Below are 10,817 nucleotides of genomic sequence, written 5' to 3'. Positions count from 1 at the left end.
CGTAACGATGGCCACGCTGTCTCCACCCGAGACTCAGTGAAATTGAAATCGCTGTTAAGATGCAGCGTATCCGCGGCTAGACGGAAAGACCCCGTGAACCTTTACTACAGCTTCACAGTGGATCTTGATGTTGCTTGTGTAGGATAGGTGGGAGGCTTTGAAGCGTGAACGCCAGTTTGCGTGGAGCCATCCTTGAAATACCACCCTGGCAATATTGAGGTTCTAACCCAGGTCCTGAAACGGGATCGGGGACATTGTGTGGTGGGTAGTTTGACTGGGGCGGTCTCCTCCCAAAGAGTAACGGAGGAGCACGAAGGTTGGCTAAGTACGGTCGGACATCGTACGGTTAGTGTAATGGCACAAGCCAGCTTGACTGCGAGAGGTACATCTCGAGCAGGTACGAAAGTAGGTCATAGTGATCCGGTGGTTCTGAATGGAAGGGCCATCGCTCAACGGATAAAAGGTACTCCGGGGATAACAGGCTGATACCGCCCAAGAGTTCACATCGACGGCGGTGTTTGGCACCTCGATGTCGGCTCATCACATCCTGGGGCTGAAGCCGGTCCCAAGGGTATGGCTGTTCGCCATTTAAAGTGGTACGCGAGCTGGGTTTAGAACGTCGTGAGACAGTTCGGTCCCTATCTGCCGTGGACGTTGGAAGTTTGAGAAGAGCTGCTCCTAGTACGAGAGGACCGGAGTGGACGGACCACTGGTGTTCGGGTTGTGTCGCCAGACGCATTGCCCGGTAGCTATGTTCGGACGGGATAACCGCTGAAAGCATCTAAGCGGGAAGCCCCCTTCAAGATGAGACTTCCCTGGGCACCAGATGCCCCTGAAGAGCCGTTAAAGACTATGACGTTGATAGGTTGGGTGTGTAAGTGCTGTGAGGCATTGAGCTAACCAATACTAATGACTCGTGCGGCTTGACCATATAACGCCAAAGCGATTTAGAGTGTAGAGATACACAGCCATACGCAAGAGTGTGAAGCAAGAAGCAGCTTAAGACAGGATTCCGGAACTGAGAGCCGATAGGCTTTGAGTTCAACCAGTTAAGCCTGGCGACCATAGAAGGTTAGAACCACCTGATCCCATCCCGAACTCAGCAGTGAAATGACCGATCGCCGATGGTAGTGTGGGGCTTCCCCATGTGAGAGTAGGTCATCGCCAGGCACTAATTAGAAAACCCAGTTGAGCAATCAGCTGGGTTTTTTTATGTGTATTTAAAAATTAGTAAGTTAATGACAAAACTTTCTTGTCGGCAAGAATCGAATTTGTACCAGATGACTAGGTATAAGTGCCTGCAGACTTGATTGATCTTACTGATAATAATCTTCCCCCCTTCATAACAGAAAAGTACTGGGATACGGCTTGATAATCATGTCGTTGAAAATGGACTGATCAAGCTTTTTAAAGACCATGCATTATAAACCTGTCTTATACGTCATCGGTTTACTATTGATGACGCTTGCGGCATTGATGTGTATACCGCTTCTTACCAATATTATTTTTAATACACCTGCGCATCATATGGCGTTCACCTTATCGCCCATACTCACCTTTGGGGCTGGGGGTATCTTATGGTGGTCCTGTAAAACAGAATTCTTTGGGCTGAGATCGAGAGAAATTTTTCTATTAACTAACTCGAGCTGGATACTGGTTTGTGTTTTTGGTGCTTTGCCATTTATTTTTGAGACAGAGATCAGTTTCACAGATGCTTTCTTTGAAACCATGTCGGGAATCACAACAACGGGCTCAACAGTACTTGTTGGTCTCGATCACATGAATCCCGGCATTCTTATGTGGCGATCTGTACTTCAATGGCTGGGTGGTATCGGCTTTATTGTTATGGCTGTTGCTGTTCTTCCATTTTTAAAGGTTGGTGGTATGCGTCTTTTTCAGAGTGAGTCTTCAGACTGGTCTGAAAAAGTAATGCCCAGATCAGGAGTAATAGCAAAGCGAATTGTCCAAACTTACCTTGGTTTGAGTGCGTTATGTGCTGTCTTTTACTATATGGGTGGGATGACAGTATTTGAAGCCATTAACCATTCGATGGCAACGTTGTCTACCGGAGGATTCTCAACCTCCGATGCATCAATGGCACACTTTGATAATGCGGCGATCCACTGGACAGGAACTCTGTTTATGCTGGTTGGTAGTTTTCCTTTTGTGTTGTTGGTGAGATTTTTCTCAGGAAATGCAGAACCAATATGGAAGGACTGCCAGGTAAGAGGCTTTCTTAAACTGCTGGTTGCTGTATGGAGCTCTATGACCATTTGGTTAGTTATGAACTCTGATTACCGTATTTTTGATGCTTTGACTCTTGTTGCTTTTAATACGACATCTGTCATTAGTACAACAGGTTTCGCTCTGACCGACTACTCCCTTTGGGGAGGTTTTGCTGGTGCAGCATTTTTCTTCTTGAGCTTTATTGGTGGTTGTTCCGGCTCTACCAGTGGTGGTGTGAAAATATTTCGTTTTCAGCTCGGATTGAGGTTGCTCAATGTTCAGCTGAAACTTCTTAGCCACCCTCGAGCCTGCTTCAGTATGCAATACAATGGGCAGCCAATTACCTCTGATATCATCCGCTCTTTTGTTGGGTTCACATTCTTCTTTCTGATGCTGACAGGCATTATGACTTTGTTGCTTAGTTTGATGGGGCTCGACTTTATTACCAGTTTAACCGGAGCCGTGACTGCCATTGCCAACGTTGGGCCAGGTCTGGGAGAGATTATTGGTCCAGCAGGTAATTTTGCACCACTTCCGGATATGGCCAAGTGGGTACTGGCTGTCGGTATGTTGATGGGGAGGCTGGAAGTTATCACTGTTTTAGTAATGTTTACATCGGCGTATTGGCGACGCTGACAATTTCTTACATTATTGATAGTTGAAAAAAATAATACGGCCATTATATTACATGTAACACTTGTTACATGTAATTAGTCTCAGGGCTAGTCAGAAAGGTCGAGAGATTGTTCATGGCACAGCGGAAAAACGCTGCACATTATCAAAGGCAGTTTCGCTCCAGAATGAGAGAGCAGGGACTGGTAAAAAAAGAACTCTGGATTCTGCCAGAGAATGCCAGTCTGCTCCGTGATATTGAGCAGCAACTGCGGCAAACAGATTCCTATCAACCAGCAGGAAATACCAACATGACCCAGTCAAATAGTGTTTGGACGATGCAAAGTCTGTATGAAGCGCTATCCCGTGATTCTCTGAGTAGCAGTGGCAGTGCCGTGTTGAACCTGGTGGATGGCACGGAGCCTTGTCTGGAAATCAGTATGACGGAATTTGGTGATTTACCGATCTATCTAACAGTATCCGGAGAGCAGATTATTGCCGATGCAGTGCTATGGCCACTATCGATGGTAAAAAATCCAGTGACGCTTAATGATGAAGTTTTGAGAACGCACAAATTGTTTCCGCTTTCTACCATTAGCCTGGATCGCTTTCCTGATGGAAATGAGTACTACACCATTTTTGGCGCATTGAGCTCATCGTCCTCTCTGCAGAATATCGTGCAGGAAATAGAAACACTGGCAGCGAATGCCATCAAGGCCACAGAAGCTTATGGAAGTCATTTAACTTATGAATCAGTGGCATAAGTACAAAGACAATTTTTAAAATTTAGAAATGGGTAAGTGGAATGAGTATCTGGAATAAAGTGATGACCGCCCTTAAAGGGGCAACCAATGAGGTAGGTGAAGCCATTGCTGATAGTAATGCATTGCGAATACTGGATCAGGAAATTCGTGAAGCCAGTGATCAACTTCAGCAATCAAAAACTCAGCTGGCCGGCATCATGGCGAAGCAAAAGCTCTCCTCGCAAAAATGTGCAGAGCTGAAGGAGAAAGTCGCAGAGTATGAAAACTATGCGATGAAAGCTCTGGACCAGGGTGATGAGTCATTGGCTACTGAAGTTGCCAGTCGTATCTCTGAATATGAAACCCAGCTCAATTCAGAGCAGGAGATGGAAAAGAGCTTTGCGGATAGTGTTGTCAGTTTAAAGAAAGCCATTGTTGATGCAGAATCTAATCTACGTCGTCTAAAGCAGCAGGTCGATACGGTTAAAGCGACAGAGTCTGTACAAAAGGCTCAGGCTGCCTGTGCTGCTAAGCATAGTGGCGTTAACTCTAAAATGGCTACAGCTACGGATTCACTTGAGCGCATTAAACAACGTCAGGCAGAAAGAGCGGCTCAAATGGAAGCTGCCAGTGAACTTTCAGGCGACACTGGCGAGTCCGATCTGCAGGCAAAGCTTAAGGCTGCAGGTATTGCTCAAGGCGACTCAGATGCCTCCAGCGTATTGGAAAGACTGAAGGCGCGGCAGAAGTAGTAATCAGGATGGCGGTGATGTCAAAGCTGTCCCGATTCCCAGCAGGATGAAGGCAGAACCTGTCACCCATTTACCCCACTGTCGTCGAAGACTATCGTGGGGTAAATGTTTACCTATATTGCCAGAAACAAGTCCAACTACCGCATCAATTGGAAATGCAACGGCAACAAACATTAAGCCAAGCATCATGATATCGACCTGGGCGGAAGGGCTGGCTGGATCAATAAATTGTGGGAAGAAAGCCAGGAAAAACAGAATAACCTTTGGGTTTAGCACATCGGTAATGACACCCTGATAAAAAACCTTTTTCAGAGCTACTTTCGAAATGTACTGATTAATATTTGACTCTCTCCTGGCAAGAAAAGTACGAACACCCAGGTAACAGAGATAAGCTGCTCCTGCATATTTAATACAAGCAAACGCCATTGTTGACGATGCGATAAGAGCAGATAGTCCAAGAGATGCAATAATGGTATGGATTAAAACACCGGTATGTATTCCCAGTGCAGAAATAAATCCTGCCATAGCTCCTTGGGAAAGGCCTCGGGTAGTGATGTAAAGAAGATCTGGGCCGGGGGCCAAGGCAAGAATGAGGGTCGCTATCAAAAAAAGCGCCAGTGATGACTCGGACATAAGATATTCTCTTTTCTATTCATTGCCATCAAGTCGTAGGCCGCCTGTTATGACAGCCTGTCAGGGGTTGAAAGTATAGACCCGATTTCTCTATCAAGCGTTTAAAATGGTAGTTTGTTTTTATGATCTTTGACTGGTTTAAAAGTAAAAAAGAAGACAGTGTTTCTTTACCTTCGCCACTCAATCTGCGATTAGGCAGCGCTGTTGAGTTGGATTTGCTGCCTTTTCAGATGATGCGTGAAAAGCTAGGATTCACCTTGCCAGAAGGGCTTCAGACAATAGAGGCAGCTGGGTTTATAGATCTTGGTGCCGGTTCTGCTCTTAGTCGCTTTTATACGGCAGATGATGGATTTATTCAGATATCTACAAGTGGTGGTTATGAAACACAAAATATTGATGACATAAAATTCTTTGTATTCACTCAAACCCATAACATAGCCAGTCAGAGTGGGGTTAACCTTTGGGTTAGTGAAAATGGACTTATTGGGGATAAGCGTTTTCAGTTGGATGAAGCTCTTTATCAACGAGTATGGGATGAAACCATTCCAGGCAGAATCGAGCCAGTAAGTTTTACAGAAACGGTTCACAGTAGGGATGAGTCAATAGCTCCCTATGATGTCGACCACCTTGCAATGCTCTACCAGCGGCAGATTGATGGTAGTGAGCGATATGAGTATCTTCTGACTTCTCTTGAGTTCAGTGGTGAAGATGAAGCTACAGCTGTCGTTAGTCTGGGCTTTGATCTTGAGCTTTCTTCCATGAATATCACCTGAGGCAATGAATCTATTGTCTGGCAAGGGTATCCTAGTGGCAGATTTATAATGTTCAGGAACTAACAGTATGGTTGCCATTACAGACTACCTGGCCGGAGTCCCTCTTTTTCTTGCCTATTTTGCAGTAGCACTGGTTTTAACGGGTATTTATGTTCTGGTTTATACCCGGTGTACCCCTCATGACGAAATGAAACTGATCAAGGCAAATGTACCGGCAGCATCGATTGCTTTTGCCGGTAGTTTGATTGGCTTTGTGCTGCCATTGGCAAGTGTTATCGAAAACTCCATCGATCTTGTCGACATGGCTCTCTGGGGTGCGGTGGCACTGATTGTGCAGTTGGCCACATTCTTTGGCTTGCAGTTGTTCTTACCAAAAATTTCAGACCGTATTTCTGATAACGAGTTAGCTTCTGGTATTTGGCTTGGTGGTGTCTCTATTGCAGCAGGACTCTTGAATGCTGCCTGTCTGACTTACTAATGCTGGAGCTAAATGAATAATGAAGCGATCAAAGAAGTTACAGCTTGCCATCATGGGGACTGCACCTTTTGTTATTACGGGCTGTGGAGATTCATCTAGAGAAGCCTTGGTATATAAAGATGCTGCCAGCTGCATTAAAGATGGTGTGATTTCGGAGTCTGTATGCCGCTTTGAGTATAATAAAGCCTGGCAGAATCATTTAATGGCAGCGCCCAAATATAACTCTGGATCAGACTGCCAGCAGGATTTTGGTTCATCATGTCAGCAGCTGGCATCAGGTGAATATATTCCCACAATGGAAGGTTTCATGCTGGCTGCAGAACCTGGCTCTGGTAGAAGTTCCTTTACTGTTATTCCTCTTTATCTGGGAAGTGGGGGATTTTTCCGAACCGGAAATTACGACAAGGTTGGCAGTAGTTATAAGCAGGGGAAGGTCATCGTTGATAAAAAAGCAACGGCCAAGCCCTCTCTGAAAAGTACGACAATGAAGCGTGGCGGCTTTGGTAGTCGTTCAGCAGCCAGAGGAAGCTGGGGGGGATAATGTTACGTATTACCTCTGCACCCAGAAAAGACTGGACAAAGCTGGCAGAGTCTCTTGGGTTTCGGTTTCATACGATAGGCGGCGATGCTTATTGGGATGAGTCTGCTTATTACCAGTTCACAATGAAGCAGATTGAAACGGATATTGAAGACCCTACAGCAGAGATTCATCAAATGTGCCTGCATCTGGTGGATAGAGCGGTTAATTCAGAGCAGATGATGGAGCGCCTGCGCATTCCTGAGTATTTCTGGGACTATGTTCGAGAATCTTGGTTGAGACAAGATGCCCATCTGTATGGGCGCATGGACTTCTCCTATGATGGGAAATCTGCTGCCAAGTTTTATGAATATAATGCGGATACCCCTACATCTCTGTATGAGTCTGCTTTTTTTCAGTGGCTCTGGCTAGAGCAGATGATAGATGAAAAGAAACTTCCTCCCGATATCGACCAGTTTAATATCATTCAAGAGATGCTGATCGAAGCCCTGATTCTTTTAAGGAAGCAGAAGATGGGGGGGGAGCTTCTGTATTTTTCATGTAGCAAAGATTCGGAAGAAGATTATGGCACGGTTGAGTACTTTCGTGACTGTGCGGTACAGGCTGGACTAAGTACACGCTTTATTCACACAGAAGATATTGGTGTAAGCTCAGAAGGGCAGTTTACCGATCTGGATGACATGACCATTCCGGGTATGTTCAAACTTTATCCTTGGGAATTTATGTTTGAAGAAGCGTTTGGAACTTACCTACCTGGCAGTGATACGCTTTTTATTGAACCACCGTGGAAGTCTATCCTCTCTAACAAAGGTATATTGCCTTTACTGTGGCAGGAGTTTAAGGGGCACCCCAATCTTCTACCCTGTTATTTTGAAGATGATGTGCCAGGAGAGGACTTAGGAAATCATTATGTTAAAAAGCCATTTTTTTCCAGAGAAGGAGCTAATATCTCTGTGATGGAAAAGGGAGACAGAGTGCTTTCTGTTGATGGCCCGTATGTAGATAGTGGTTATATTTTGCAGAAATACAGTCCGCTACCGGAGTTTGCTGGAAACCATACATTGGTAGGTAGTTGGGTTATTGCTGACCGACCTGCAGGAATAGGAATAAGGGAAGACAATTCGGTGATAACCAAGGACAGTTCTCGGTTTGTCCCTCATATTATTAGAGGATAAAACAATAAGCCCCGATCCGACTGTCGGGCGGGGCTTATCACTTGAGCTGTTCAGAAATGAATGGATGCAGCTACATAAAATTGGCGAGAGTCATTTACTTTTAATTTGACGTGATGATGTTCTTTATAGTGGTGGGAAGTGCTATTGGTCAGGTATTTTAATCCAGCTTCGAGATCAATGTTATCAATCTGATATATCACACCTGCCTGAGCACCGTAAGCAAAAGCCCATTTCTTTTTGAAACTCCCGTCAGCTGTTTCTGTATCAGAAACAGGAATGTTTGAGCCTTTGGCCTTTGTCTCTGCTGCACCGATAGTCAGACCAACAAAGGGTTGAACCTCCCACTCAGGCATAAAAAGATAGTCTGCTGAAACCAGAAGGTTAAGCTGTTTGATGTCGTGAACTTTATAATCAGTCCCATTAGAGTTCCAATGAGCATCCTTAGGCTTGAGGTAGCCCACAGTAAAATAGGCTCTGGCTTCATCTTCCCAGTAGCTACCGAGTCGCAGGCCAAAGAAGCCGGTACTGTCGCTTTTATCTTCTCCCGCTACGCTATCAACCTTTACCTTGGTTTTAGAATAGCCACCTTCCAAGCCTACGAAAACATCACTGGTCGACCAATCATCCTCCCAACCAGTTGCCATAGCTACAGAAGAAACAGCGGAGATAGTAAGGGCTGTAAAGAGTGAAGTTATCTTTTTCATGGGGATTCCCAACGTATTCCATATCCAAGTGTGTACAAAGAACAACCGGTTGCTTTTTCTATGCTCTATAGACAAAGCTCAAAAATAAGAAGCGTAGTTAACAATAGACTGAATTTTGAGTAGCTGAGATAAAAAACTCGTGATTACGCTCAGAAACCTATTGAGAACAGCGTTTCATTTTCGATTAAGGAATTTATATAGATCACAATTTTGGTTTATGCCATGTACATTTATTGCACTAAAGTACATTAAATGTATTGTTATCCTGTCTTGTATTCGTGAACTATCGTCGAATTTTTTAGGGCTAATTTCTTTTTATATTAAAAAATTAATATTTATATTTAGTGTCAAATAATAGTCTTCATTTTTCGTGAACAGTGTATTATTCGATTATATTTAATTACACAATATGACTTTTATCATTGAAATTTGTGATCGCTAAAGTGCTTTTTTGTTTTTTGGTGTTAGTGTTGATTGCTCTCTTTTATTTTTTAGGTAGACAAAAAAGCCGCTGAGAGAGCGGCTTTTTATTAATACAGGAAGCAGTTATAAATAGGTAGAATATCTTATTTAATATGCTTGTCAGCTTCTTTGAAGAAGAGTGCCATGTCGTTCCAGGGCGTGGTCTTTTTCAGAATTCGTCTGCAGTTCAGGATTGTTTCAAAATAGGGGGTTTGTTTTTTCAACTCAACCCAGCCATTGATGCCGCTGTTTTTCATGATACAACTCGAATAAACTGAGTAAACCCAGTTGGGGATGACTACGAATTCAGTATATGGCGAGTTGTTTTTAATAAAAAATCAATAAAACTTTGATGCCCTATCAAGTATGCTTATGCCCCCTGATTTAAAGTCTGATGATATTCTATCCCCGCTTCAGGTACAGGAGTATCATAAAAGCTCTTGGTTATGATATTTGCAAAGCTGCTATTGGGGCTTTTCTCATACTTTTTTCTGCTCATGGCTGTTTTGACGGAATAGGCTGTACATCAAATGCATATTACGCTTCGCCAGTTGGAAATATTCCGTGCAGTTGCTCAATATGGGCGAGTGACGGGAGCTGCTGAAAGTTTACATATTTCACAGCCGGCGGCCAGTATGGCGTTATCTGAACTGGAAAAACATTTGGGCCCACTTTTTGATCGAAATCAAGGGGCGGGTCTCAAGATGAATGATTCTGGGCGTGCACTGCTTCCTAAAGCTTGTGAACTTATTGAACGTGCGAAAGAGCTGGAGATACAATTCGCTGTCGATGGTTCGTATGAGTCAGGCTCTTTGATTTTGAATGCCAGTTCTACGATTGGTAATAATCTTCTGCCGAAAATATTGTTCCAGTTCCGGGAAACAAACCCTGGTATAAGAATTGATCTTGAGATTGATAATACCCGAGCCATCGAGCAACATCTTCTTGATTTTAAAATTGATCTGGCTGTTGTCGAGGGTACCTGCCTGCACCCTGATATTGACGTCACAACCTGGCTGGAAGATGAGCTGGTGGTGATTTGTAGTCCTGATCATCCCCTGGCGAATCAGAAAAATATTCCACTTAACTCTCTGTCTGATGAACACTGGGTGTTGAGAGAACCAGGTTCCGGTACCCGTGAACTTTTCGATGAAATGATAGCTACCCAGCTGGACTCCCCTAAAGTCTCCATGGTGCTAAACCGTTCGGAAGCCGTTAAACAAGCGGTAAGTGATGGCGTTGGAATTGCCTGTATATCCAGTCTTGCGGCTAAATCAACGTTAGATACCGGGCATATGGCGACAATAGGGGTTACAGGGCTTAATTTAAAACGCCACTTTTACTTGCTAACACACAAGAAAAAGTACAAAAGTGCAGTTTTTAATCAGTTATGCCGGTTTATTATTGACTGGAAGCCATTTAAGAAAGATTAATTTTTAAACCGCATTCATTAAACCATCTATACGACTCAATATGTCTACGAAATTTTGAAGCCGTTCTCCCAGCCCTTGTGTAGCGGGTATTGACTGGGTGTTCTATCAACTGTGGCGCTTTATGACTCAGTGAAATATTAGCTCGGCAGTATGGTTTCAGTTGAATATAGGTACTATTACCCATATACTGCGCCCGCTGGGAAGTCAGAAATTAATGAATAAATAACAGATTCTGACACGTTCCAACAAAACATTACGCAGTGAGCATGCAAAAATCTTTTGCTCCCT

General features: G+C 44.0%; 11 protein-coding genes and 2 rRNA genes (1 of these 13 cut by a window edge). 10 read left to right on the top strand and 3 right to left on the bottom strand.

All coding sequences use genetic code 11. The annotated features are described in order from the left end of the window. From GV64_RS01630 to GV64_RS01610, 5 genes are all read left to right on the top strand, one after another. A 23S ribosomal RNA gene (locus GV64_RS01630) occupies nt 1–931 on the top strand; it begins 1,959 nt to the left of the window's first position. A 123-nt stretch (nt 932–1,054) separates the two neighbouring features. After that, nucleotides 1,055–1,170: ribosomal RNA gene (rrf, locus tag GV64_RS01625) — 5S ribosomal RNA — on the top strand. A gap of 246 nt (nt 1,171–1,416) precedes the next feature. After that, nucleotides 1,417–2,862 carry a TrkH family potassium uptake protein gene (locus GV64_RS01620; protein WP_026258177.1) on the top strand — a complete coding sequence of 482 codons (1,446 nt, stop codon included), beginning with the start codon at nt 1,417–1,419 and terminating at the stop codon, nt 2,860–2,862. A gap of 113 nt (nt 2,863–2,975) precedes the next feature. Continuing rightward, a complete protein-coding gene (locus GV64_RS01615) occupies nt 2,976–3,602 on the top strand; it encodes a YjfI family protein (protein ID WP_020581938.1) in 627 nt (208 codons plus the stop codon). A 41-nt stretch (nt 3,603–3,643) separates the two neighbouring features. Then, nucleotides 3,644–4,333: a PspA/IM30 family protein gene (locus GV64_RS01610; protein WP_020581939.1), complete on the top strand. Its 690-nt coding sequence runs from the start codon at nt 3,644–3,646 to the stop codon at nt 4,331–4,333. 3 nt (nt 4,334–4,336) lie between these two features. Here the strand turns inward: GV64_RS01610 and GV64_RS01605 are convergent, their stop codons facing one another. After that, a complete protein-coding gene (locus tag GV64_RS01605) occupies nt 4,337–4,966 on the bottom strand; it encodes a LysE family translocator (protein WP_020581940.1) in 630 nt (209 codons plus the stop codon). Nucleotides 4,967–5,088: 122 nt separating this feature from the next. Between GV64_RS01605 and GV64_RS01600 the strand changes: the two genes are divergently transcribed. The 4 genes from GV64_RS01600 to GV64_RS01585 all read left to right on the top strand — a co-directional run bounded on the left by GV64_RS01600 (nt 5,089) and on the right by GV64_RS01585 (nt 7,930). Then, a complete protein-coding gene (locus GV64_RS01600; protein WP_020581941.1) occupies nt 5,089–5,739 on the top strand; it encodes a DUF2491 family protein in 651 nt (216 codons plus the stop codon). 67 nt (nt 5,740–5,806) lie between these two features. Then, entirely contained in the window at nt 5,807–6,217 is a 411-nt protein-coding gene (locus GV64_RS01595) for a DUF350 domain-containing protein (RefSeq protein WP_020581942.1), read from the top strand. A 19-nt stretch (nt 6,218–6,236) separates the two neighbouring features. Further along, the gene (locus GV64_RS01590; protein WP_020581943.1) at nt 6,237–6,758 is read left to right on the top strand and encodes a DUF1190 domain-containing protein; all 522 of its coding nucleotides are present in this window, start codon (nt 6,237–6,239) and stop codon (nt 6,756–6,758) included. Further along, on the top strand, nt 6,758–7,930 hold the full coding sequence (locus tag GV64_RS01585; RefSeq protein ID WP_020581944.1) for a glutathionylspermidine synthase family protein: 1,173 nt from the start codon (nt 6,758–6,760) through the stop codon (nt 7,928–7,930). Before GV64_RS01590 ends, GV64_RS01585 begins: the two co-directional genes overlap by 1 nt. A gap of 50 nt (nt 7,931–7,980) precedes the next feature. On the opposite strand, the gene GV64_RS01580 is transcribed toward GV64_RS01585, so the two are convergent. Continuing rightward, the gene (locus tag GV64_RS01580; protein ID WP_020581945.1) at nt 7,981–8,634 is read right to left on the bottom strand and encodes an outer membrane beta-barrel protein; all 654 of its coding nucleotides are present in this window, start codon (nt 8,632–8,634) and stop codon (nt 7,981–7,983) included. A gap of 566 nt (nt 8,635–9,200) precedes the next feature. Beyond that, entirely contained in the window at nt 9,201–9,353 is a 153-nt protein-coding gene (locus GV64_RS25155) for a hypothetical protein (RefSeq protein WP_020581946.1), read from the bottom strand. A gap of 273 nt (nt 9,354–9,626) precedes the next feature. Here GV64_RS25155 and GV64_RS01575 point away from each other — a divergent pair, with 273 nt between their 5' ends. Beyond that, entirely contained in the window at nt 9,627–10,529 is a 903-nt protein-coding gene (locus GV64_RS01575) for a LysR substrate-binding domain-containing protein (RefSeq protein ID WP_020581947.1), read from the top strand. Nucleotides 10,530–10,817 lie beyond the last annotated feature (288 nt).

The organism is Endozoicomonas elysicola, assembly GCF_000710775.1.
GTDB classification, from domain to species: Bacteria; Pseudomonadota; Gammaproteobacteria; order Pseudomonadales; family Endozoicomonadaceae; genus Endozoicomonas; species Endozoicomonas elysicola.
Note: the sequence above shows the minus strand (reverse complement) of the source record. Positions and strands in the feature narration are given on the sequence as shown.